Below are 22,731 nucleotides of genomic sequence, written 5' to 3' on the forward strand. Positions count from 1 at the left end.
ACCATTGTTCCAGCAGCTCCCCAACAACAGAAAAGAACGCACCAGCAGCCATGACAAGCACCGCCCACGCGGCCACCGCCGCCAACATTCCGGTCCCCAGCGACGATCTCGCCGACGAGACCGTAGCCCTGGTCCGGCACTGGCTCACCGAAGCCGCCAAGTTCCCCGCCGACCTCTCCGCCCAGCGCCTCGCCGGTGTCCTGAAGGACCCCAACGGGCTGGACTTCACCGTGGGATTTGTGGACGGCGTGATCCGCCCCGAGGACCTGGCCGTGGCCGGACGCAACCTGGCGGCACTGGCGCCGAAGGTCCCCGCGTTCCTGCCCTGGTACATGCGCGGCGCCGTCCGCCTCGGCGGCGTCATGGCCCCCGTGCTGCCGCAGATTGTCATCCCGATCGCCCGCCGGGTGCTGCGCGAGATGGTGGGCCACCTGATCGTGGACGCCACCGACGCCAAGCTGGGCCCGGCCATCGCCAAGATCCGCGCCGGCGGCGTGGACCTGAACATCAACCTCCTCGGCGAGGCCGTGCTGGGTGAAAAGGAAGCCGACCGGCGCCTGAGGGGAACCCTCGAACTCCTGGCGAGGGACGACGTCGACTACGTCTCCATCAAGGAATCCTCCACCGTGGCCCCGCATTCGCCGTGGGCCTTTGACGACGCCGTCAGCCACGTGGTGGAGAAGCTCACCCCGCTGTACACGCTGGCCAACTCCTTCCCCAAGGCCAAATTCATCAACCTGGACATGGAGGAATACAAGGACCTCGGCATGACCATCGCCGTGTTCAAGCGCATCCTCGACAAGCCGGAGTTCAAGCACCTCGAGGCCGGCATCGTGCTGCAGGCGTACCTGCCCGACACCCTTGCCGCCATGATCGACCTGCAGGAGTGGGCCGCAGCCCGCCGGGCAGGCGGCGGCGCACCCGTGAAGGTGCGGATCGTCAAGGGCGCAAACCTGCCCATGGAGCAGGTGCAGGCCTCCGTCAACGGCTGGCCGCTCGCCACCTGGGGCACCAAGCAGGACTCCGACACCAACTACAAGCGCATCGTGAACTACGCGCTGACCCCCGAACACATCAACAACGTCCACATTGGCGTGGCCGGGCACAACCTCTTTGACGTGGCCCACGCCTGGCTCCTCGCCAAGCAGCGCGGCATCAGCTCCACCTCCGGCCAGCTGGAATTTGAGATGCTCCTGGGCATGGCCACCGGCCAGGCCGAGGCCGTCCGCCGCGACGTCGGATCCCTGCTGCTCTACACGCCCGTGGTGCATCCTGCCGAGTTCGACGTCGCCATCGCCTACCTGATCCGCCGCCTGGAAGAGGGCGCCAGCCAGGACAACTTCATGTCCGCCGTGTTCGAGCTCTCCGAAAACGAGGCCCTGTTCGAGCGCGAGAGGCAGCGCTTCCTGGCCTCGCTCGCAGACCTTGACGACGCCGTTCCGCCCACCAACCGCGTGCAGGACCGCACCGCCGCTCCCGCCGCCGCCCCGGCCGGCGGATTCGCCAACACCCCCGACACCGACCCCGCCCTGGCCCCGAACCGTGCCTGGGGCGCGGACATCCTGGCCCGCATCCCGGGTTCCGAATTGGGCGTCAGCCTCGTCGCGGAGACCACCGTCACCGACGCCGCCGCGCTGGAGCGGATCGTGGCAGCCGCCGTCGACCATTCAGCAGAATGGGCCGCACTGGGCGGGGCCGGGCGCGCCGCCATCCTGCACCGCGCCGGCGACCTGCTGAATGAGCGCCGCGCCGAACTGCTCGAGGTCATGGCCTCCGAGACCGGCAAGACGCTGGACCAGGGTGACCCCGAGATCAGCGAGGCCGTGGACTTCGCCCACTACTACGCCGAGCGCGCCAAGGACCTGGAAACGGTCGACGGCGCCACGTTCGTCCCGGCGAAGCTCACCGTCGTGACGCCGCCGTGGAACTTCCCCGTGGCCATCCCGGCCGGGTCCACGCTGTCGGCACTTGCCGCGGGCTCCGCCGTTGTCATCAAGCCGGCACCGCAGGCGCAGCGCAGCGGCTCCCTCATGGTCCAGGCCCTGTGGGACGCCGGCGTGCCGCGCGAGGTCCTGGCACTGGTGCAGCTAGGCGAGAACGAACTGGGCCAGGCGCTGGTGGCGCACCCGTCCGTGGACCGGCTGATCCTGACCGGCGGCTACGAGACCGCCGAGCTTTTCCGCAGCTTCCGCCGCGACCTGCCCCTGCTGGCCGAGACCTCCGGCAAGAACGCCATCATCGTCACGCCCAGCGCAGACTTTGACCTGGCGGCCAAGGACGTGGTGCAGTCCGCGTTTGGCCACGCCGGGCAGAAGTGCTCCGCAGCCTCGCTGGTCATCATGGTGGGCTCCGTTGCGAAATCCACCCGCTTCCGCAACCAGCTGCTCGACGCCGCCTCCAGCCTGAACGTTGGCTACCCGGCCGTGGCCACCTCGCAGATGGGCCCGGTCATCGAACCTGCAGCCGGCAAGCTGCTGGGCGCGCTCACCACGCTGGACGCCGGCGAGGCCTGGGCCATCGAGCCCAGGCAGCTCGACGAATCCGGCCGGCTCTGGTCTCCCGGCGTGCGCACCGGTGTCGCTGCGGGCTCCCACTTCCACCTGACCGAGTTCTTCGGCCCCGTCCTGGGCATCATGACCGCCGACACCCTGGAAGAAGCCATTTCCATGGTCAACGCCATCGACTACGGCCTCACCTCTGGCCTGCACTCTTTGGATTCCGCGGAGATCGGTCTCTGGCTGGACACCGTCCAGGCCGGAAACCTGTACGTGAACCGCGGCATCACCGGCGCCATTGTGCAGCGCCAGCCGTTCGGAGGCTGGAAGAAGTCGGCTGTTGGCCCGGGCACCAAGGCCGGCGGGCCGAACTACCTGATGGGCCTGGGCTCCTGGGCATCTGCCGAGGCTTCCGCGACGGCTCCGCTGGGCGATGCCGTCCGCAAGCTGCTCTCCGCCGCATCATCACTGTCCGACGGCGAGCAGGCCTTCCTGACGCGTTCGCTGCACAGCGACGCCGCCGCCTGGGCCGCCGAGTTCGGTGCCGCCAAGGACGTATCCGCACTGTCCGCGGAGCGCAATGTGTTCCGCTACCGGACGCTCAACCCGCTTGTGCGCCTGGCCGAGGGCGAGTCCCTCGCGAAGCTGCTGCGCGTGCTGGCGGCAGGAATCCTGGCCGGGGCAACACCGGAAGTCTCCACCGCCGTCGCACTTCCAAGCGAGGTTCAGGCGCTGCTGTTCAGCCTGCGGATCCCCGTGGCCAAGGAGAACGACGCCGACTTCCTCACCAAGGCGCGGCGCTTCGGTGCCGGGCGCATCCGCCTCATCGGCGGGGATGCTGCCTCCGTGTATGAGGCGACCGGCGGGCGCCCCGACCTGGCGATCTACCACGGTGAGGTCACCGAGGCCGGGCGCGTGGAGATGCTGCCGTTCCTGCACGAGCAGGCCGTCAGCATCACGGCGCACCGCTTCGGCACCCCGAACCACCTCTCAGACGAACTGATCTAGCCCTTCGCAGCCGGTAGAGGCTGCCGGGACGAGAAATGCGCCCGTTCCCCACTAATGCGCCCGCTCTCCGGGGCGCATTAATGGGGAACGGGCGCATTTTTGCCTGGGTTAGACCTGGGCGACGCGGACCATGTTGCCGGAGGGGTCGCGGAAGGCGCAGTCCTTGGGCCCCCACGGCTGGTCGATGGGTTCCTGGAGCACCTCGGCGCCGGCGGAGACCGCCTGCTCGAAGGTGGCGTCGAGGTCTGAGGCCGTGAAGTTGATCATGGGCAGGACGCCCTTTGCCAGGAGGGTGGCCAGCGCGTCGCCGTCCTCCTTGGAACGCCCGGCATGCGGTTCCGAAAGGACGATCCCCAGGCCCGGCTGTGTGCCGGTGCCCATGGTGACCCAGCGGAACTCGCCGTTGCTGACGTCGTTCTGGACCTCCAGGCCCAGTGCGTCACGGTAGAAGGCGATGGACTCGTCGGGGTCGTTGACTGTCAGGTGCGTGTACTGAAGTGAAATAGTCATGGCACTTACGCTAGTGCCGTGCAGGCGCCGGGGCTTCTTCAATCCTGCTCGAGTTCGCGGTGCCGCCGGCACCCGTTGCCGCGGCCTTCGCGGACGCCCCGTTGCGGGACGGCCGCGTGGTGACCTTGACGAAGCACGGCGGCATGGCCTCGATGGCGCTGTGGTCGCGGGACTTGTAGCTGCTGGGCGTCTCGCCCATGATCTCGGTGAACCGCGAGCTGAAGGAACCCAGGGAGGTGGCGCCCACGGCCATGCACGCATCCGTCACGGACATGCCTGCGCGCAGCAGGGCGGAGGCCCGCTCAATGCGCCGGGTCATGAGGTAGGAGTACGGGGTCTCGCCGTATGCCGCCCGGAACTTGCGGGAAAAATGCGCGGGCGACATGAACGCTTTCGCCGCGATGGTTGCCACGTCCAGCGGCTGCGCATAGTCCCTGTCGATCAGGTCCCGGGCCTTCCGCAGCAGGGTCAGGGTGGCCAGGTCCTGAACCTCCTGGCCGTGCGGGGCAGTCTCTGCGGCGTTCATGCAGCATTGCTTTCGGCTTTGCCAGCGGCATCGGCACCGGAAGTGGCTGGCTCCGCCAAGCCGCGCAGCCACACGTCCACATCGCGTTGCGACCGCATCCGAACCACAGTTAGTTGCGGAAACTTGTCCTCAAGGGTGGGGACGAGCTTGCGTAGTTTGTGCCGTGTCCGCCAGCCCCAACGAATAATGTGGTCGCGGTCCGTGACCATGCCCCACAGCGGGCCTTCGAAGTTGCCGTTCCACAGTTCCACGCCCCGCAATCTGCGCGAAACGGTCCGCCGGATGAGCCGGGACATGGAGTGCCAGACAGGATAATCCAGCCAAATGAGGATGTCGGCCCGCTCCGCCAGAACGGGCCGGGCGGAGGAATACTGCCACTCCGTGACCCATCGCGGCTCCCGGGTGAGACGGTCGACGTCGCACATGAAGTCCGCGCGCGGCTCCCAGTTGGGCCCGTGGAACAAGGAATCGATTTCCGTATGCGGCAGCTGGAGAATTTTGCTGAGCTGTGCAGCCAGGGTGGTCTTGCCGCTGCCGGAGACGCCCGCAACCAGGACCCGTTGCGGACGGCTGGGCAGGGGATCTGCGGCGGTGAGCATCCTTCAATTCTAGGGCGTGCGGTTTTCGGCGAAGTCCTTGAACGCCTGCATGGTCTCCAGGGTCTGCTTCCGGAACATGGAGCCGAACAGCAGGCCGACGATCTTCATAAAGCCGGTCATTTCGAAGATGTTGTGGGCCACCCAGCGTGTGGAGATTCCGTCGATGTCGATGAACTGGTTGTTGGAGATGTTGTGCACGCCCTTGGCTTCGTAGACGCCGTCGAAGTGCTCCGGCAGCTGGCGGCGGGTGATGGTTTCCACCATTTCCAGCGTTCCGCGCCCGCGCCTGTACGTCAGCCGTGAGGTGGCACCCTCCTGGCCGGGCACACCCGTCAGCGGTTCGAACCTCAGCAGGCCTTCCATCCACTCCGGCATCAGGTCCGGGTTGTCGAACAGCTCGATGAACCGCTCCCGCGGCACGTTGACCACGATGTCCTGGGTGTATTCCATGAGCGAATTCTAGCCGGGATACGCCGGCTTTGGGTGGTGGCTGCTGCCCGGAACCAGGGCAAAAAAAGCCCCACAAGGTAATGTTCATTGGCCCGGGCGCCGCCGCGGGTCTACCTTGGGACTTATGAAGTATGCCAATTCCGTCCTGGACCTGATCGGCAACACGCCGCTGGTGAAATTGAACAAGGTCACCGATGGGCTGGCCGCCACCGTGCTGGTCAAGCTGGAATACCTGAATCCCGGCGGCTCCGCGAAGGACCGCATCGCCGTGAAGATGCTCGACGAGGCGGCGCGGGAGGGCAAGATCCTGCCCGGCGGCACCGTTGTGGAGCCCACCAGCGGGAACACGGGCGTGGCCATGGCCCTGGTGGCGCAGCAGCGCGGCTACAACTGCGTGTTCGTGGTCCCCGACAAGGTGGGCGAGGACAAGCGCGCCGTGCTCCAGGCCTACGGTGCCGAGGTGGTGGTGACGCCCACGGCGGTCGCCGCCGATTCCCCGCAGTCCTACTACGGCGTCTCCGACCGCCTCGTCAAGGAGATCCCCGGCGCCTACAAGCCTGACCAGTTCTCCAACCAAAACGGCCCGCTCAGTCACTACGAAACCACCGGCCCCGAGATCTGGCGCGACACCGACGGCCGCGTCACCCACTTCGTGGCGGGAGTGGGCACCGGCGGCACCATCACCGGCACGGGCCGCTTCCTGCGCGAAGTCTCCGCCAACCGGTCCAAGGACGACGGCGGGGAGGTCCAGATCATCGGGGCGGATCCCGAGGGCTCTGTCTACTCGGGCGGCACGGGGCGTCCCTTCATGGTGGAGGGGGTCGGGGAGGACATCTGGCCGGAATCCTACGACCCCACCGTCCCGCACAAGGTCATCGCCGTGTCCGACAACGACTCCTTCGCCATGACCCGCCGCCTGGCGCGCGAGGAGGGCCTGCTCGTGGGAGGTTCCTCCGGCATGGCCGTGGTGGCCGCGCTGGAAGTGGCCAAGGGGCTGGGAGCCGGGGACGTCGTCGTCGTGCTGCTGCCGGACAGCGGCCGCGGCTACCTGGCCAAGATCTTTGACGACAAATGGATGCAGTCGTACGGCTTCCTGAAGGCCACCGACCAGCCCGCCATCGGCGACGTGCTCAAGGCCAAGACCGGGCAGCTGCCGGACCTGGTGCACATCCACCCGAATGAGACCGTGCGCGACGTCATCAACCTCATGGCCGAGTACGGGGTCTCCCAGATTCCCGTGCTGACGGCCGAGCCGCCCGTGGTGATGGGCGAGGTGATCGGCGCCGTCGACGAGCGCACCCTGACCGGTAAGCTGTTCCGGCATGAGGCCAAGCTGACGGACAAGATCACCGAACACATGCAGCCGCAGCTGCCCATCATCGGCTCGCTGGAACCCATTTCCGCGGCGCGCGCCAAGCTGCAGGACGTGGACGCGCTCATGGTCACCTTTGTGGGTGCGCCCGTGGGTGTCCTGACCCGCCACGATTTGCTCAACTACCTCAACGACTGACTTTAGGAGCATGACATGACCGAAGGCTTCAACACCCGCGCCGTCCACGCCGGGCAGACCCCCGACCCCACCACCGGCGCCGTCATCCCGCCGCTGTACCAGACCACCACGTTCGCGCAGGACGGGATCGGCAAGCTCCGCAACGGCTACGAATACGGCCGCGGCACCAACCCCACCCGCGACGCCCTCCAGGCCCAGCTCGCGGCGCTCGAGGGCGGGACGCACGCGTTCAGCTTCGCCTCCGGCCTGGCCGCCGAGGACGCCCTCATCCGCGCCCTCCTCGTGCCGGGGGACCACATCGTGATGGGCAACGACGTCTACGGCGGCACCTACCGGCTCATCAACCGGGTGCTGTCCGTGTGGGGCATCAGCAACGCCGCCGTTGACATGTCCGACGCCGGGGCGCTGGCTGCCGCTGTTGCCGCTGGCGGGCCGGAGGGTGCGACGAAGATGGTGTGGGTGGAAACACCGTCGAACCCGATGATGAAGATCACCGACATTGCAGCGCTCGCGCAGGTGGCTCACGAGGCCGGGGCGCTGCTGGTGGTCGACAACACCTTCGCCTCGCCGTACCTGCAGAATCCCCTTGCCCTGGGCGCCGACATCGTGGTGCACTCCACCACCAAGTACATCGGCGGGCACTCGGATGCCTCCGGCGGCGCCATCATCCTCTCCGACGCCGAGGCCGCCGAGAAGATCGGCTTTGTGCAGTTCGCCGTGGGTGCTGTCTCCGCGCCGATGGAGGCGTGGCTGACAACGCGCGGGCTCAAGACGCTGGGCGTGCGGATGGACCGGCACTGCTCCAACGCCCAGGCTGTTGCCGAGTGGCTGCTCACCCGGCCGGAGGTGTCCCGCGTGCTGTACCCGGGGCTGCCGGACCACCCAGGGCATGCCCTGGCCGCGCAGCAGATGCGCGGTTTCGGCGGCATGATTTCGGTGCAGTTCAAGGGCGGAGAGGCAGCCGCGCGCAAGGTGGCCGAATCCACGAAGGTGTTCACGCTGGCGGAATCACTGGGTGGCATCGAGTCGCTGATGAACTACCCGTCGGAGATGACGCATGCCTCCGTCAAGGGGACCGAGCTGGCCGTGCCGGTGGACCTGATCCGCCTGTCGGTGGGCATTGAAGACATTGAGGACCTGATCGCCGACCTGGACCAGGCCCTCAACACCCTCGCCTAGAGCGGCTCCCCGGTTCTGACGCGGCATCAGATAAGCGCCCCTTTTTACCGACGCCAGCGCAGCAATGGTCACTTTATCCGAGGCCCGATCGCAGCAATGGCGGGTCTTCCCGCAACGCTGCCGCACCGGGTGCGACAGCGTTGCCCGACGAGTGGTCAGTGCTGCGATGGCGTCGCGCTTTAGTTGTTCATTGCTGCGACAGCGTCCTGTGGTGAGCGGGGGTGCTGTGGCTAGCCCCTGCCCGGGGTGGCTGCCGGCTTGCCGTTTCCGGCGGCCGCGACGACCACGGGGACCGCCGGGGCGGAGACGTTGCCGGCAGCGTCGATGGCCCGGTACTCGATCACGGCTGCATTCTTGCCCACTGTGATGGGCCGCGTGTAGGGCAGCCAGGTGGAGCCGCCGTCGTCAGCGGACGCCCATGAGGTGCCCGCCCCACATGAGGGCTGCGGATTCATGCGGGCGCATCTCCGGGAGCGGGCAGGCTGCGGGCCGCGCTGCCCGCGAGGCGCGGCGCAGCACCCGCAGCAGCACTCGCTGCAGGGGCCGGGATCCTGACACCGCAGGGGAGGTGAGTGGAATGTCGGGTGCGGGTGCGGGTCGGCATCCGCACACCGGGGCGAGGCGCAACTGAGGTGAAAGCGGGGACGGTGCAGGCAGGGTTGTGGACATGTGAACTCCTGGGGTTGGGGACCGGACACCCACCACCAAACTAGCTCAAGCTAACTTGAGGTCAAGCCGCGTCCGTGGCAGCATTCAGGCCATGACCCGGATTGCCCCGAATGAGATGCTCGCGATCGGCGAGATTGCCCGCCGCGCAGGCATCAGCGTGCCCGCCGTCCGCTATTACGAGGAACGCGGGCTCATCCGCTCCGAACGCACCTCCGGCAACAAGCGCACGTTTCCGCGACACACGCTCCGCAGGCTCGCCGTCATTGCCGCCGGGCAGCGTGTTGGCCTGACCCTGGCGGAGCTGACGACGGCGCTCGGCTCGCTTCCCGTGGACCGGGCACCGACCCAGCGGGACTGGACCCGGCTGAGCACCAGCTGGTCGGAGCTGGTGGCGCGGCGGATCCGCCAGCTCGAGGTGCTGCAGGGCTCGCTGGACAGCTGCATTGGCTGCGGGTGCCTGTCCCTGGGCAAGTGCACCTTGTTCAACGACAAGGACGAGGCGGCCGCGGAAGGGCCCGGTTCGCGCTGGGTGCGGCGGGCGGAAAATGCCCGGAGCAGGCCCTCCGGGGCATTGGATCCGGGGGATGCAGCCGGCTGACCGGCCGCCCGCGAAATGGTGTCGACGGTTAAAGTACACCATTTGGCTGACAAAATATATGTCAATAAGGTTACAGTTAGCTGATTTGTATATCGATTCAGCATCGTTTTAGGCTTGGCTATGCCCTGCGGGGCCGGCGGCATCTCTGGCCGCCACGATTGCCCGGGCCCTCCCACACCGCACACCGTCATGCGGAAGGCCACGGAAACAACCTCCATGTCTATGGGTTGGACGGTGGCGCGACGATGTCCGGGGACGGATGGAGCGAAGGTGGCCTTCGGGAGAACGCATCGATGAAAAACTCCAAAATCACCCGCAACATTGGCCGTTTTCTGGCCATCGGCGCCCTTGCCGGCGGCGGAATGGCCCTGGCCGGAACCGGCGCCAACGCAGCCGACGGCGGCACCTGGGATGCGATCGCGCAGTGCGAAAGCGGCGGCAACTGGGCCATCAACACCGGCAACGGCTACTCCGGCGGCCTGCAGTTCAGCCCCGGAACCTGGGCGGCCTACGGTGGGACGGGCGCTCCGGAAAACGCCTCCCGCGAGCAGCAGATTGCCGTGGCTGAACGCGTGCAGGCCGGCCAGGGCTGGGGCGCATGGCCGTCCTGTTCCGCCCAGCTCGGCTTGAGCGGCGGAGGCGGAACGGCCTATGCCCCCGCAGCACCCGCACCCGCACCCGCCCCGGTTGCTGCGGCGCCGCAGGCTGCAGCCGTGGTGCCGCTTGAACAGGCGCCCGCGGAGCAATACACCGCGCCGCAGGCACCTGTGCAGCAGTATCCCGTGGCGCAGGCGCCCGTGCAGCAACTCGCTGAGACCCCGGCGCCCGCACCCGTCACCGTTGCGCTCAGCGGGGAGACCTACACCATCGAATCCGGCGACACCTTGGACCGCATTGCCACGAAGCTCGGCATCCAGGGAGGCTGGCAGGCCCTCTACCAGGCCAACACCGACACTGTCATCCACCCGGACCTCATCTTCACCGGAGCGGTCCTGAACCTCCCCGCCTGATACTCCAGGGCAATCATTTCGGGGCAACCAAAAAAGCTGCCCCATGACCTGACCCCCATTGAAAACGCTCTCGCAGCAATGGCAGCATTTTCGTGAACCCTGTCGCACCCAGTGCGAAAGCGTTCCGGAATAACCTGCCATTGCTGCGAGAGCGTTTGGGTTGGGGGTGGGGAGGACGGGCGCTGCAGGCCCGGCGCCCGGCGGGGCTACACTCGGGAGGCCGAGACGCCCAGGCGGGTGGCGGCGTCGTACGTGTAAACCGGCTTGCCACCGATGAACACCTGCGTTGCCCGCTGCATGACGTCCAGCGGGTCCCCGCTCCACAGCACCAGGTCCGCATCCTTGCCCACCTTCAGCGAGCCGATCCGCGCGTCCAGGCCCAGTACCTTGGCAGGGTTGATCGTGATGGCGCGCAGCGCAACATCGCGGTCCAGGCCCTCGCGCACGGCGAACGTCGCCTGGTGGACCAGGAAGTTGATCGGCACCACGGGGTGGTCGGTGATGATGGAAATTTCGACGCCGGCTCCCGCCAGCCTGCCCGGGTTGGCGATGGAGCGGGCGCGCAGCTCCGGCTTGGACTTGCTGGTGAACAGGGGCCCGATCAGCACGGGCGTGCCGCGCTCGGCCAGAACATCGGCGAGCACGTGCGCCTCGGTGCCGTGGTCGATCACCAGGTCGTAGCCGAACTCGTCCGCGAGGCGGATGGCCGTGGCGACGTCGTCCGCGCGGTGGCAGTGCTGGCGCCAGGGAATCTCGCGGCGCAGCACCATGGCGAGCGCCTCCATCTGGGCGTCACGCGGGCGCGGCTCCGGCAGTGCCATCCAGTTCTGCGCGGCCATGAACGCCTGCCGGATCACCAAGGCCGTGCCCAGCCGGGTGGAGGGGGTCTTTTTCTTTTCGCCGTAAACACGCTTGGGATTCTCGCCGAGGGCAGACTTCAGGCCGCTGGGGGAGCGCAGCACCATTTCCTCGATGTAGCGCCCGTGCGTGTGCATGGCCACGGCCAGCCCGCCGATCGGGTTGCCGGAGCCCGGGTTGACGTTGACCGCGGTGATGCCGCCGGCCAGTGCGTCGTCAAAGCCGGGGTCAAAGGGGTCCACGGCGTCAATCGCCCGGACCGCCGCCATGACGGGGTCCGTCATCTCGTTGACGTCGCTCGTGGAGCCTAGCTCGCCCTCGGGGTCCATGCCCAGGTGCACGTGCGCGTCGATGAAGCCCGGCAGCAGCCACTGGCCCTTCGCATCGAGCACGTCGGCACCCTCCGGGACCTGGACGGAGGCGCCCAGACCAAGAATCTTGCCGCCTTCCACCAGCACTGTGCCCTCAAACGGTGCACCTTCAACTGGCACCACATGGGCGTTGGTGATGGCGAGGACACGCTTCTTTGCCGCGGCCGCGGCTTCGCGGATTGTGGCGCTGATGGTTGCCGTGTCAGGCTTCTTGGCCGCGGCGGGGACGGGCTTTTTGCCGCCCTTGACCGGTTTCGCAGCGCCGGCACCGGCACTCCCGGCGGCAGCTCCGGCCGGCTTCATGGGAATCGAACCCGGCTTTCCCGCTGGAGCAGCGGCCCTGCGCGTCACCCGACCAGGGATAAATCCGGGGGTGGGGGTGGGCTGTGAGCTGCTCATGATTGCCTTTCGCGTGCCAATAAAGCGGACCTTTCCAAGTTATCGCGTTTGCCGTGCCAAGGTGACGGGGCACACCGGTGCTGGCATAGGCTGGGGCGATGCACAGCAAAACAGCATTGATCACAGGGGTGGGCCGCACTGTCGGGATCGGCGCCGCCATCGCCCGCGCGCTCGCAGCCGACGGCTGGAACCTCGTCCTGAACTATTGGCAGGCCTACGACGAACGCATGCCCTGGGGCATCCAGCCGGACGACGTAGGCACGCTCACCGCCGAGCTCGAGGGGGCCGGCGCCAAGGTGTGGTCCCTGCCCGGCGACCTCGGTGACCCGACCGCCGTCGACCGTTTGATGAACCAGATCGCGCAGGAGGCGGGGCCGCTGGAGGGGATGGTGCTCTCGCACTGCGAATCGGTGGATTCGGCCATCCTGGACACCTCGGTGGAGGCCTTTGACCGCCACTTCGCCGTCAACACCCGCGCCGCCTGGCAGCTGATTGCCGCGTTCGCCCGCCAAGCCACGCCCGACGGCGGCGCCATCGTTGCGCTGACAAGCGACCACACAGCGTTCAACCTGCCGTATGGGGCGTCCAAGGGTGCACTTGATCGGATCGTGATTGCGGCCGCGCGCGAGCTGGGCGGGCAGGGCATCAGCGCCAACGTCCTCAACCCCGGCCCCGTGGACACCGGCTGGATGGATGAAGCCACCCGGGAAACCATGGCGGCGCTCCAGCCGGGCGGGCGCCTGGGCACCCCGGAGGACGTGGCGCCGACCGCAGCGTTCCTGCTCTCGCCGGGCGGGCGCTGGGTGAGCGGCCAGCTGATCAAGTCCGACGGCGGTTTCTCCTCCTGACGCTTCTCCGCGCAGCGGGTTGGTGCTGTGGTCCAGCTGCCATCTGGGACCTGTTTTGCCTCGTTCCGTCACGGCTGCGCACGGTTATTTGTTAACCATGTGCAGCTCTTGGAGTTGCGCCTGGTTACGGATTAACCGTGCGCAGGCCCGTCATTGAGGCGGCGGAACGCGGCGGTGGCGGCGCGTCGATCGCTGCGGACGTGGCGAATTCATGGAAACCCCATACGGGGTGCCACGGCATGCATTGAGTTCTGGCTGTTGCGCCCAAATGCACTTCCATAAGTGCGCGTCCCGGTGCAGGAGCCAGAACCCTGGTACCAAGGCCAGCGCTCGGCGCAAGAGGTCAGAAGCCCATTCGACCGGGAGCCGGGATAGCCGCCGCGGGCCGGATCAGGAAGCCGTCAAAATTCCCTGCGGCGGCGTCAAGAAGCCGTAAAAACAGCTGCCGGCAGCCCTCCCCGGGTGTGCGATTGAGAAAGACATCAACGCACATCGAAAAAGGGGACAAAAACGTGGAACTTCTGACCTGGCTCATTCTGGGGCTGGTGGGACTGGGGCTGCTGGTGTACCTGCTGGCCGCGCTCATCCGCCCGGAAAAGTGGTGAAGCGGCCATGGAACTGAACACCGCCTCGCTCATCACCCAGCTGGCCATCCTGGTGGTGGCCCTCGCCGCCGTCCACCAGCCGCTCGGCGCCCACCTCGCCAGGACGTTCACGGGCCACAAGCACCTGGCCGCGGAACGCGGGCTGTACAGGCTCACCGGCGTTGACCCGCAGACAGACCAGCACTGGAAGGTGTACCTGCGCTCGCTGCTGGCGTTCAGCATCGTCTCCGTCGTGGTGCTGTTCCTCGCCCAGTTGCTGCAGGGTGCCCTGCCCTTCAACCAGGGCATGGGCGCCGTGGACCCTTGGGTTGCCATGAACACGGCCGTCTCCTTTGTCACCAACACCAACTGGCAGACATATGTGCCGGAGACAACCCTCGGCTTTGGCATCCAGATGATGCTGCTGGCCGTGCAGAACTTCCTCAGCGCCGCCGTGGGGCTCGCTGTTGTGGTGGCCCTGATCCGCGGCCTGGTCCGGGCCCAGACCAGCAACCTGGGCAATTTCTGGGTGGACCTGGCCCGCGGCACCCTGCGTGTCCTGCTGCCGCTGGCCGTGGTTGGCGCCGTGGTCCTGATGGTCACCGGCGTCATCCAGAACTGGGGCGGGACCAGCATCCACACCCTTGTCACCGGTGCCGTGCAAACAGTGCCCGGCGGCCCCGTTGCCTCGCAGGAAGCCATCAAGCTCCTGGGCACCAACGGCGGCGGCTACTTCAACGCCAACTCGGCCCACCCCTTCGAAAACCCCACCGCATTCAGCAGCCTGTTTGAGGTGTTCCTGATCCTTCTCATCCCGTTCTCCCTGCCGGCCATGTACGGGCGCATGGTGGGCGACAAACGCCAGGGCTACACGGTCCTCACCGTCATGGTGGCGTTCTGGCTCATCTCCACCTCCCTCATGGCCTGGGCCATTGCCGCCTTCAGCGGCAGCGGCACCGGCGTGGGCGAAGGACTTGAGCAGCGCCTGGGAGTTGCCCCCAGCGCCTTGTTCGCAACAGCCACCACCCTGACCTCAACCGGGGCCGTGAACGTGGCCCACGACTCCCTGCCGCCCCTGGCCGGCGGGCTCGCCATGCTGAACATGATGCTGGGCGAGATCGCCCCCGGCGGGGTGGGCTCGGGCCTGTACGGGATGCTGGTCCTGGCCGTGGTGGCGGTGTTCATTGGCGGCCTCATGGTGGGGCGCACCCCGGAGTTCCTGGGCAAGAAGATCGGCGCACCCCAGATGAAGCTGGTGGCCCTGTACATCCTTGTCACCCCCGCACTCGTCCTGCTGGGCACGGCGATCACCGCCGCAACGCCTGCGCTCGCGGCAGCGGCGCCCGCGGAGGGCCCGCACGGCTTCAGTGAAATCCTGTACGCCTTCACCTCCGCCGCCAACAACAACGGCTCAGCCTTCGGCGGCATCACCAGCTCCGGCCCGGGGCTGGCCACCATGCTGGCGGTGGCCATGTTCATTGGCCGCTTCCTGCCCATCGCACTGGTCCTGGCGCTCGCAGGCTCCCTGGCGAAACAACGCAAAATCCCCGCCACCACGGGAACCCTGGCCACGCACGGACCGCTCTTTGCCGTGCTGCTGGGCGGCATCTCCCTGATCCTGACCGCACTCACCTACTTCCCCGCGCTCGCCCTGGGCCCGGCTGCTGAAGGACTGCTCAAATGAACCCCACCAACACCCTTGCCGCACTGCCGCTGGCGTTCCGCAAGCTGAACCCCCGCCAAATGGTCCACTCGCCCGTCATGTTTACGGTGCTGATCGGCTCCATGGTCTGCACAGCCGTGAGCATCCAGCAGCTGGCCACGGGCTCAACCACGGCCGTCTTCTCCATCATCGTCACGGTGTGGCTCTGGCTGACCGTGCTGTTTGGCAACCTGTCCGAGGCCATTGCCGAGGGGCGCGGCAAGGCGCAGGCCGACAGCCTCCGCGCCGCCCGCACCTCGGTCATGGCACGACGCCGGACCCGGGCCCTGATGCCGGCCGGTGGGTCAGGCGCGGGCCGGGACGGTGACGCCGAGGCCGGGCATGACGAGGAGCTGGTCCCCGGCACCGACCTCAAGGTGGGCGACATTGTCATCTGCGAGGCGGGGGACCTCATCCCCGGCGACGGGGACGTCATCGAAGGCCTGGCCAGTGTGGACGAGTCCGCCATCACCGGCGAATCCGCGCCCGTCATCCGCGAATCCGGCGGGGACAGAAGCTCCGTCACGGGCGGCACCATGGTGCTCTCGGACCGGATCGTCATCCGCATCACCGCGGCCAGCGGCAAGACTTTCCTGGACCGGATGATCTCCCTGGTGGAGGGCGCCACCCGGCAAAAGACGCCCAATGAGATCGCGTTGAACGTGTTGCTGGCCTCGCTGACCATCGTGTTCGTGGTCTGTGCCATGACGCTGGCCCCCATGGCGAACTTCGCCAACGCCCTGCCCACCCCCGTGGTGCTGGTGGCGCTGCTGGTCTGCCTGATCCCCACCACCATCGGCGCCCTGGTTCCGGCCATCGGTATCTCCGGCATGGACCGGCTGATCCAGCGCAACGTCCTGGCCACCTCCGGCCGGGCGGTGGAAACCGCCGGTGACATCACCACCCTCCTGCTCGACAAGACCGGCACCATCACCTATGGCAACCGCCGTGCCGTTGCCTTCCTGGCGGCCGACGGCGTGGACCGCCAGCTGCTCATCGATTCGGCACGCCTGTCCTCGCTGGCGGACGAGACACCCGAGGGCCGCTCCATTGTCGACCTGGCAGTGGAGCTGGCCGGGGGCGCCGGGGAGGTGCCGGGCCTGGACGCAACGGCAACGCTCACACCGGAGGTGGAGGTCATCGAGTTCAGCGCCGTGACCCGCATGAGCGGGCTGAACCTGCCCGCGGGCCATCCCGCCAACCCAACCCCGGCGGTCCTTGAGGTGCGCAAGGGGGCGGCGTCCGCCGTCGAACGCTATGTGAAGGAGCGCGGCGGGTTCCTGCCGCAGAAACTTCAAGAGGCGGTCCTGAAGATTTCCGGGACCGGCGGCACCCCGCTGCTGGTGTCCACGTACGGCGGCGGTCGTGCGCAGGTTCTTGGCGTCATCCACCTGGCGGATGTGGTCAAGCCCGGCATGAAGGAACGGTTCGCCGAACTGCGGGCCATGGGTATCAAGACCATCATGATCACCGGCGACAACAAGATCACCGCCGCCGCCATTGCCGCCGAAGCCGGGGTGGACGACTTCGTTGCCGAGGCCACCCCGGAGGACAAGCTGGCAGTGATCAAGGCCGAACAGGAGGCCGGGCGCCTGGTAGCCATGACGGGGGACGGCACCAACGATGCGCCCGCCCTGGCCGCGGCGGATGTAGGTGTGGCCATGAATTCGGGCACCAGTGCGGCCAAGGAAGCGGCCAACATGGTGGATTTGGATTCGGACCCCACCAAGCTCATTGACATTGTGGGCATCGGCAAGCAGCTGCTGATCACGCGCGGATCGCTGACCACTTTTTCGGTGGCGAACGACGTGGCCAAGTACTTTGCCATTGTGCCGGCCCTGTTTGCCGCAACGTTCCCGGGGCTGGGGCTGTTGAACATCATGGGGCTGGCGTCGCCCGAGAGCGCCATCCTCTCCGCCGTCATCTTCAACGCCGTCATCATTGTCCTGCTGGTGCCGCTGGCGCTGCGCGGCGTGAAGTACCGGGCGGTCTCGGCGGCCAAGGCACTGTCCCGGAACCTGCTCATCTTTGGCCTGGGCGGCGTCATTGCCCCGTTCATTGGCATCAAGCTCATCGACCTGCTGGTCTCCCTCATCCCCACGATTGGTAACTGACATGAACGCCTACGGACGCCAACTCTTCACGGCTTTGCGGTTCCTTCTCTGCACCACCCTGCTGCTGGGCCTGGCCTACCCTGCCCTGGTCTTTGGCCTGGGCCAGCTCGTGGCCCCGGCCCAGGCCAACGGCTCCATCGTCACCTCCGGCGGCAAGGCTGCAGGGTCGTCACTGCTGGCGCAGCCGGTCACGGGGGACAAGTTCTTTTACCCGCGGCCCTCGGCTGTGGGCTGGGACCCCGCGACGTCGTCGGCCAGCAACCTTGGCCCCAACCAGGCCGCCCTGGTGGAGGCCATGGCCAAGAACCGGGCAGAAGTGGCGGCCAGGGAGAAGGTTGCCCCGGACGCCGTGCCCATCGACGCCGTCACGGCCAGCGGTTCCGGGCTGGACCCGGACATCTCCCCGGCCTACGCCGCCTTGCAGGTGGCGCGGGTTGCGGCCGCCAACGGCCTCAGCGAGGCTGCCGTGAAGGAATTGGTTGCACAGAACACGAGCACAGGGGTGAACGCCTTCCTGGGCCAGCCCTCCGTCAACACCACAACCCTGAACTACTCCCTGGAAGCTGGGCGGAAATCAGCCGCCGGCCTGCGAGAATAAAGCATGGCGCGCGGCATATTGCGGATCTTCCTGGGGGCGGCCCCCGGCGTGGGCAAAACCTACTCCATGCTGGAGGAAGGACATGCCCAGGCCGCGGCCGGCGTGGACGTGGTGGCCGGGATCGTCCTGGACCACGGACGCGAGGCCACCCGGGCGCAGCTCGACGGGCTGGAAACCATTCCGGCCAGGGCCCTCTCGTACCGCGGCGCAGACTTTGAGGAGCTCGACGTTGCAGCGCTCCTTGCGCGCAAGCCTGCCCTTGCGCTGGTGGACGAATACGCACACAGCAACATCCCGGGGGCGGGCAACGCCAAGCGGTGGCAGGACGTGGAGGAGCTGCTCGACGCCGGCATCGACGTGTACTCCACCGTCAACGTCCAGCACCTGGCCTCCCTGGGAGACGTGGTGGAGGCCATCACCGGGGTCCGGCAGCAGGAAACCATCCCCGACGAGGTGGTGCGCCGGGCCGAACAGATCGAGCTCGTGGACATCCCGCCGGAACTGCTGCGCCAGCGCATGAGTGCCGGCAACGTCTACTCCGCCGACAAGGTGGATGCCGCGCTGGCCAATTACTTCCGCCTGGGCAACCTCACCGCCCTGCGCGAACTGGCCCTGCTGTGGCTGGCAGACCGGGTGGAGGAAGGCGTGGCCGCCTACCGGGCCAGCCACGGCATCGCCGAGAACTGGCCCACGCGCGAACGTGTGGTGGTGGGCCTCTCCGGCGGGGCTGAGGGGGAGGTGCTGCTGCGCCGGGCGGCCCGCATCCTCAGCCGGGTCAGCGGCGGCGAACTGCTGGCCGTGCACGTCCCGCGCGCCGACGGCGTTGCCGGGGACACGCCGTCGGCCCTGGAAGGGCAGCGCCAGCTGGTGACAGACCTGGGCGGCAGCTACCACTCGGTGGGCGGGGATGACCCCGCCGAGGCGCTGCTGGACTTTGCCGGCAACGCCGGGGCCACACAGATCGTGATTGGCTCCTCGCGCCGGAAGCCGCGGCTGGGCTTCCTCATGGGGCCCGGCGTGGGAACCCGGGTGGTGCGCGGGGCCGGCGACATGGACGTGCACATGGTCCCGCACCCGCACAGTGCCGCCGGGGCAGCCGTGCGCAGCCGGGGTGAACTAAACAAGAAACGCGTCGCGGCCGGATTTGTGCTGGCCGTCCTGCTGCCCGTGCTCGTCCAATGGGGCACGGGGCCGCTGAACCTGCAGACCACCATGGTCATCCAGCTGGCCGCAGCCATCGCCACCGCCCTGGTGGGCGGGCTGTGGCCGGCCGTCCTCGCCGCCGTGTGGGGGACGCTGCTGCTGAACTACTTCTCCGCCCCGCCCGTGGGCACCCTGACCATCAACGACCCCGAAAACCTGCTGGCCCTGTTAGTATTCCTCGTGGCAGCCGTGGCTGTGGCGCTCGCCGTGGACCAGTCCGCGAAGCGCTCGCGGGAGGCAGTTCAGGCCGGGGCCGAGGCCGCCACGCTGAGCGAGCTGGCCCGAGGCATTCTTGCCTCACAGGACACCGTCCAGGTGTTCCTGGAGCAGCTCCGGGAACATTTTGGCATGCGCGCGGTGGTGCTTTTTGCGCAGGACGGCGCACCAGGGCGCTGGCGGGTCGAGGCCGCGGCGGGGGAGGACCCGCCGCAGGAGCCGGGGCAGGCAGACACCGTGGAGGAAGTGTCGGACCACTGGGTGCTGGGGCTGTCGGGGAAGGTGCTGCCGGCCCGGGACCGGCGGCTGCTCAGTGCCTTTGCGGCCCACCTGCTCGCACTGGAACAGCGTGAGGCGCTGAGCCAGACGCAGCGGGAGAACCAGCAGCTGAGCCAGGACAACATCATCCGCACCTCCGTGCTGCGGGCCGTCTCCCACGACCTCCGCACCCCGCTGGCCGGGATCAAGCTGGCCGTCAGCAGCCTGCGCCAGACCGAGGTGACGTTCAGCCCCGAGGACGAGGCCGAGCTGCTCGCCACCATTGAGCACTACGCCGACCGCATGGATGCGCTGGTCGGAAACCTGCTGGACATGTCCCGGCTCAGCGCCCAGATGGTTCGGCCGGTTGTTGGCCCGGTGGGCTGGGCGGAAGTGCTGCCCGCGGCGCTGCACGGCGTTCCGGCCGCCCGCGTCCGCCGGGACCTGCCGCCCAACATGCCTCCCATCGACGCCGACCCCGGCCTGTTGGAGCGCGTCATCGCCAACATTGTGGAGAACGCCGTAAAGTACGCCCCCGAATCCGACATCCTGCTGGTGGGTTCCGTGGGCGGCAGCGGCAGCGCCACCATCAGCGGCCACCCCGCCAGCGAACTGCGCATCATCGACCACGGCCTGGGCGTCCCGGCGTCGGAGGTGGTGGCCATGTTCCGTCCCTTCCAGAGGCTCGACGACGTCTCCTACGGTCCGCATGGCGGCTCCGGGGTGGGCCTGGGGCTGGCTGTTGCGAAGGGGTTCACGGAGATCATGGGCGGCGTTCTTGAGGCCGAGGAAACCCCCGGCGGCGGGCTCACCATGACCATCCGGATGCCGCTGTCCACCGGAATTTCCCGCACACTGTGAGGACACCACCTTTGAGGATGCCACGATGACCACCGTGCTGATTGTTGACGACGAACCCCAGATCCTGCGCGCCCTGCAGATCAATCTGCACGCCCACGGCTACACAGTCGTTCCGGCGCCCAACGGGACCACCGCCCTGGCCGCCGCGCAAACACAGGCGATTGACGTCGTCGTGCTTGACCTTGGGCTGCCGGACATGGACGGGCTGGACGTCATTGCCGGGCTGCGGGGGTGGACCGAGGTGCCGATCATCGTGCTCTCGGCCAGGCACGGCAGCCACGACAAGGTGGAGGCGCTCGACGCCGGTGCGGACGACTATGTGACGAAGCCCTTTGGGCTCGACGAGCTGCTGGCACGGCTGCGGGCTGCGACGCGGCGGGCCGGGCCGCAGACTGCCGAACCCCTGGTGGAGACGGCGGAGTTCACGGTGGACCTGGCCAACAAGCAGGTGCTGCGGGCAGGGGAGGCGGTGCGCATGACGCCAACGGAGTGGAGCGTGCTGGAGCTGCTGGTGCGCAACCCGGGTCGCCTGGTCAGCCAGCAGCAGATCCTCACCGAGGTGTGGGGGCCGGCGTACGCGAAGGAGACCCACTACCTGCGCGTGTACATGGGGCAGCTGCGCCGGAAGCTGGAGCGCGACCCCGCCGCGCCCGTGCACCTGCTGACGGAGGCGGGCATGGGCTACAGGTTTTCGCCCTGACCGGTGATGCCCGCGTCCGGGGCGTTTTCCGCGGCCTGCACTCACCTAGAGTGGAACCATGACTGAACTGACGTCTCCGGACGGCACCCTCCTTGCCATCTGCCGGGTCCACCAGCTGATCACCACCAAAACGGGCTTCGGCGTGACCGGCATCGACAAGCGCCCGGCCGAGGGGCAGGTGAAGTTCAAGCGCTTTGGCGTGTTTGGCGACGCCGTGGGCGACACCGAACACCACGGTGGCCCGGACCAGGCCGTCTACGCCTACTCGCAGGAGGACGCAGACTATTGGAGCGCCGAGCTGGGCCGGCCCATCCCGGCGGGGCTATTTGGCGAGAACCTGCGCACGCAGGGCATCGCCACCACGGAGGCCGTGATCGGCACGCGGTGGAGGATCGGCAAGGTGTTGCTGGAAGTCACCTCACCGCGCGTCCCGTGCGCCACCTTTGCCGAGCGCATGGGCGAACCGCAGTGGGTCAAGCGGTTCACGCAGGCAGGCCTTGTGGGCTGCTATCTGCGGGTCCTGGAACACGGAAAGGCGCAGACAGGGGACGCCATCGTGGTGGACCACGTCCCGGCCCATGGCATCACGGTCGGAAAGTTCTTCAGCAACCCCACCATCGAAGACGTCCGGGCTTTGCAGGCACTTGAAGCGTCTGGTGAGCTCGTGCTGTCCCGGCATTTCCACTCCCGCTTCCCCAAGATCCTGGCCGGCAGCGTCAGCACCTAGGCGCCGTCGAGCTTCACCACTCCTGCGGACCGTTCTTGATGAACCACGCGCAACTCCAAGAGCTGCGCGTGGTTAGCGGACAACCATGCGCAGGCGTGGTGGGTCCGTCCCGGCGCATGTCCAAAGCGCAACTGACTCTCAAGCCGTGGCGGGCCGCTTGGCTGGTTCTTGTGGGGTGAGCCTGCACTGCCCAAGTGGATGCCGGCCATCGACTCGATGACGAACGTCAAGGGCCTGGTCCGGGGCTTCCTGCTTCGGCTGTGAACCCGAAGAACCTCATCATGGCGGCCCGTGCAGGCGTGATCATCGGGGCCAGCACCATCTCCGACGGGAAGAAACCATCGCCATCATCGTCTTCACGGTTATTGCAGCCTGCTCAGTCGCCATTCCCGTGATCGGCTACCTGTTGGCGGCCCAGAAGATGGCCGGCTCGCTGGAGTCCCTGCGCGGCTGGCTGGTCCATAACAACGCCACCGTCATGTCCGTGCCCCGCGGTCCCGCCGCGGGGTTCGGGCGCATGGGCGCTTAAGGCGCCAAACGCCGTCGGGCATGGCGGCTGTGCGCAAGCTCACTGCCCTCCGTGGACGTTGTCCATGGTCCGGCGGTAGGCTATGCCCTACAATTTAAATATCCCCCACTCCGGTATCTCCTTTTATTTTCTGCCCAATTTTTGAGGCAGGAGCCTGAAGTGTATGGGGCCCGCAAGTTCTTGAGCGGGCAAGTAGCGTTCATAGGGGA

At 67.5% G+C, this 22,731-nt stretch carries 20 protein-coding genes; 14 read left to right on the plus strand and 6 right to left on the minus strand.

Annotation, left to right across the window (positions count from 1 at the left end):
• The first annotated feature begins 50 nt into the window (after window positions 1–50).
• Window positions 51–3,503, plus strand: coding sequence for a bifunctional proline dehydrogenase/L-glutamate gamma-semialdehyde dehydrogenase (locus tag JOF48_RS10075; protein ID WP_209680314.1), 3,453 nt, complete (start codon window positions 51–53; stop codon window positions 3,501–3,503).
• Between the two features lie 108 nt (window positions 3,504–3,611).
• Here JOF48_RS10075 and JOF48_RS10080 read toward each other — a convergent pair whose 3' ends face one another.
• The 4 genes from JOF48_RS10080 to JOF48_RS10095 are packed head-to-tail and all read right to left on the minus strand — an operon-like array spanning window position 3,612 to window position 5,588.
• On the minus strand, window positions 3,612–4,013 hold the full coding sequence (locus JOF48_RS10080) for a VOC family protein (protein ID WP_209680315.1): 402 nt from the start codon (window positions 4,011–4,013) through the stop codon (window positions 3,612–3,614).
• A gap of 10 nt (window positions 4,014–4,023) precedes the next feature.
• Window positions 4,024–4,539: a helix-turn-helix transcriptional regulator gene (locus tag JOF48_RS10085; RefSeq protein WP_209680316.1), complete on the minus strand. Its 516-nt coding sequence runs from the start codon at window positions 4,537–4,539 to the stop codon at window positions 4,024–4,026.
• On the minus strand, window positions 4,536–5,138 hold the full coding sequence (locus JOF48_RS10090) for a P-loop NTPase family protein (RefSeq protein WP_209680317.1): 603 nt from the start codon (window positions 5,136–5,138) through the stop codon (window positions 4,536–4,538). Before JOF48_RS10090 ends, JOF48_RS10085 begins: the two co-directional genes overlap by 4 nt.
• 9 nt (window positions 5,139–5,147) lie before the next feature.
• On the minus strand, window positions 5,148–5,588 hold the full coding sequence (locus tag JOF48_RS10095) for an SRPBCC family protein (RefSeq protein ID WP_209680318.1): 441 nt from the start codon (window positions 5,586–5,588) through the stop codon (window positions 5,148–5,150).
• 124 nt (window positions 5,589–5,712) lie between these two features.
• Here JOF48_RS10095 and JOF48_RS10100 point away from each other — a divergent pair, with 124 nt between their 5' ends.
• Complete coding sequence (locus JOF48_RS10100; RefSeq protein WP_209680319.1) at window positions 5,713–7,098, plus strand: cystathionine beta-synthase; 1,386 nt, start codon at window positions 5,713–5,715, stop codon at window positions 7,096–7,098.
• 15 nt (window positions 7,099–7,113) lie between these two features.
• Window positions 7,114–8,277: a cystathionine gamma-synthase gene (locus JOF48_RS10105; protein ID WP_209680320.1), complete on the plus strand. Its 1,164-nt coding sequence runs from the start codon at window positions 7,114–7,116 to the stop codon at window positions 8,275–8,277.
• A 230-nt stretch (window positions 8,278–8,507) separates the two neighbouring features.
• Here JOF48_RS10105 and JOF48_RS10110 read toward each other — a convergent pair whose 3' ends face one another.
• Entirely contained in the window at window positions 8,508–8,732 is a 225-nt protein-coding gene (locus JOF48_RS10110) for a hypothetical protein (protein WP_209680321.1), read from the minus strand.
• 305 nt (window positions 8,733–9,037) lie between these two features.
• On the opposite strand from JOF48_RS10110, the gene soxR reads away from it, so the two are divergent.
• Together soxR and JOF48_RS10120 are read left to right on the plus strand one after the other, a co-directional pair.
• Window positions 9,038–9,544, plus strand: coding sequence for a redox-sensitive transcriptional activator SoxR (gene soxR / locus JOF48_RS10115; protein WP_209680323.1), 507 nt, complete (start codon window positions 9,038–9,040; stop codon window positions 9,542–9,544).
• Between the two features lie 293 nt (window positions 9,545–9,837).
• Window positions 9,838–10,554 carry a LysM peptidoglycan-binding domain-containing protein gene (locus tag JOF48_RS10120; protein ID WP_209680324.1) on the plus strand — a complete coding sequence of 239 codons (717 nt, stop codon included), beginning with the start codon at window positions 9,838–9,840 and terminating at the stop codon, window positions 10,552–10,554.
• Window positions 10,555–10,760: 206 nt separating this feature from the next.
• Here the strand turns inward: JOF48_RS10120 and JOF48_RS10125 are convergent, their stop codons facing one another.
• Window positions 10,761–12,182, minus strand: coding sequence for an amidohydrolase (locus JOF48_RS10125; protein WP_245346483.1), 1,422 nt, complete (start codon window positions 12,180–12,182; stop codon window positions 10,761–10,763).
• 98 nt (window positions 12,183–12,280) lie between these two features.
• Between JOF48_RS10125 and JOF48_RS10130 the strand changes: the two genes are divergently transcribed.
• The 9 genes from JOF48_RS10130 to JOF48_RS19625 all read left to right on the plus strand — a co-directional run bounded on the left by JOF48_RS10130 (window position 12,281) and on the right by JOF48_RS19625 (window position 22,522).
• Complete coding sequence (locus JOF48_RS10130) at window positions 12,281–13,030, plus strand: SDR family oxidoreductase (RefSeq protein WP_209680325.1); 750 nt, start codon at window positions 12,281–12,283, stop codon at window positions 13,028–13,030.
• A 512-nt stretch (window positions 13,031–13,542) separates the two neighbouring features.
• The gene (kdpF, locus tag JOF48_RS10135) at window positions 13,543–13,635 is read left to right on the plus strand and encodes a K(+)-transporting ATPase subunit F (RefSeq protein WP_342591212.1); all 93 of its coding nucleotides are present in this window, start codon (window positions 13,543–13,545) and stop codon (window positions 13,633–13,635) included.
• A gap of 13 nt (window positions 13,636–13,648) precedes the next feature.
• Window positions 13,649–15,298 (plus strand): potassium-transporting ATPase subunit KdpA, encoded by a 1,650-nt coding sequence (gene kdpA, locus JOF48_RS10140; protein ID WP_209684415.1) that lies wholly within the window; start codon window positions 13,649–13,651, stop codon window positions 15,296–15,298.
• Complete coding sequence (gene kdpB, locus JOF48_RS10145) at window positions 15,295–17,430, plus strand: potassium-transporting ATPase subunit KdpB (RefSeq protein WP_209680326.1); 2,136 nt, start codon at window positions 15,295–15,297, stop codon at window positions 17,428–17,430. The genes kdpA and kdpB overlap by 4 nt, the downstream gene beginning before the upstream one ends.
• Before the next feature lies 1 nt (window position 17,431).
• Window positions 17,432–18,028: a potassium-transporting ATPase subunit KdpC gene (kdpC, locus tag JOF48_RS10150; RefSeq protein ID WP_209680327.1), complete on the plus strand. Its 597-nt coding sequence runs from the start codon at window positions 17,432–17,434 to the stop codon at window positions 18,026–18,028.
• Window positions 18,029–18,031: 3 nt separating this feature from the next.
• On the plus strand, window positions 18,032–20,566 hold the full coding sequence (locus JOF48_RS10155; RefSeq protein ID WP_209680328.1) for a DUF4118 domain-containing protein: 2,535 nt from the start codon (window positions 18,032–18,034) through the stop codon (window positions 20,564–20,566).
• A gap of 25 nt (window positions 20,567–20,591) precedes the next feature.
• Entirely contained in the window at window positions 20,592–21,266 is a 675-nt protein-coding gene (locus tag JOF48_RS10160) for a response regulator (protein ID WP_209680334.1), read from the plus strand.
• A gap of 58 nt (window positions 21,267–21,324) precedes the next feature.
• Window positions 21,325–21,993: an MOSC domain-containing protein gene (locus tag JOF48_RS10165; RefSeq protein WP_209680336.1), complete on the plus strand. Its 669-nt coding sequence runs from the start codon at window positions 21,325–21,327 to the stop codon at window positions 21,991–21,993.
• Between the two features lie 391 nt (window positions 21,994–22,384).
• Window positions 22,385–22,522, plus strand: a complete 138-nt coding sequence (locus JOF48_RS19625; RefSeq protein WP_245346484.1) for a hypothetical protein — start codon at window positions 22,385–22,387, stop codon at window positions 22,520–22,522.
• Window positions 22,523–22,731: the final 209 nt, after the last annotated feature.

The organism is Arthrobacter stackebrandtii (assembly GCF_017876675.1).
Taxonomy (GTDB): domain Bacteria; phylum Actinomycetota; class Actinomycetes; order Actinomycetales; family Micrococcaceae; genus Specibacter; species Specibacter stackebrandtii.

Excerpts from the sequence above, each read along its gene's own strand:
- JOF48_RS10165 (WP_209680336.1), top strand. The coding sequence starts at position 21,325 with ATGACTGAACTGACGTCTCCGGACGGCACCCTCCTTGCCATCTGCCGG.
- kdpB (WP_209680326.1), top strand. The coding sequence starts at position 15,295 with ATGAACCCCACCAACACCCTTGCCGCACTGCCGCTGGCGTTCCGCAAG.
- JOF48_RS10120 (WP_209680324.1), top strand. The coding sequence starts at position 9,838 with ATGAAAAACTCCAAAATCACCCGCAACATTGGCCGTTTTCTGGCCATC.
- soxR (WP_209680323.1), top strand. The coding sequence starts at position 9,038 with ATGACCCGGATTGCCCCGAATGAGATGCTCGCGATCGGCGAGATTGCC.
- JOF48_RS10090 (WP_209680317.1), bottom strand. The coding sequence starts at position 5,138 with ATGCTCACCGCCGCAGATCCCCTGCCCAGCCGTCCGCAACGGGTCCTG.
- kdpC (WP_209680327.1), top strand. The coding sequence starts at position 17,432 with ATGAACGCCTACGGACGCCAACTCTTCACGGCTTTGCGGTTCCTTCTC.
- JOF48_RS10085 (WP_209680316.1), bottom strand. The coding sequence starts at position 4,539 with ATGAACGCCGCAGAGACTGCCCCGCACGGCCAGGAGGTTCAGGACCTG.
- JOF48_RS10110 (WP_209680321.1), bottom strand. The coding sequence starts at position 8,732 with ATGAATCCGCAGCCCTCATGTGGGGCGGGCACCTCATGGGCGTCCGCT.
- JOF48_RS10075 (WP_209680314.1), top strand. The coding sequence starts at position 51 with ATGACAAGCACCGCCCACGCGGCCACCGCCGCCAACATTCCGGTCCCC.
- JOF48_RS10130 (WP_209680325.1), top strand. The coding sequence starts at position 12,281 with ATGCACAGCAAAACAGCATTGATCACAGGGGTGGGCCGCACTGTCGGG.
- JOF48_RS10160 (WP_209680334.1), top strand. The coding sequence starts at position 20,592 with ATGACCACCGTGCTGATTGTTGACGACGAACCCCAGATCCTGCGCGCC.
- JOF48_RS10100 (WP_209680319.1), top strand. The coding sequence starts at position 5,713 with ATGAAGTATGCCAATTCCGTCCTGGACCTGATCGGCAACACGCCGCTG.
- JOF48_RS10095 (WP_209680318.1), bottom strand. The coding sequence starts at position 5,588 with ATGGAATACACCCAGGACATCGTGGTCAACGTGCCGCGGGAGCGGTTC.
- JOF48_RS10105 (WP_209680320.1), top strand. The coding sequence starts at position 7,114 with ATGACCGAAGGCTTCAACACCCGCGCCGTCCACGCCGGGCAGACCCCC.
- JOF48_RS10080 (WP_209680315.1), bottom strand. The coding sequence starts at position 4,013 with ATGACTATTTCACTTCAGTACACGCACCTGACAGTCAACGACCCCGAC.
- JOF48_RS10125 (WP_245346483.1), bottom strand. The coding sequence starts at position 12,182 with ATGAGCAGCTCACAGCCCACCCCCACCCCCGGATTTATCCCTGGTCGG.
- JOF48_RS10155 (WP_209680328.1), top strand. The coding sequence starts at position 18,032 with ATGGCGCGCGGCATATTGCGGATCTTCCTGGGGGCGGCCCCCGGCGTG.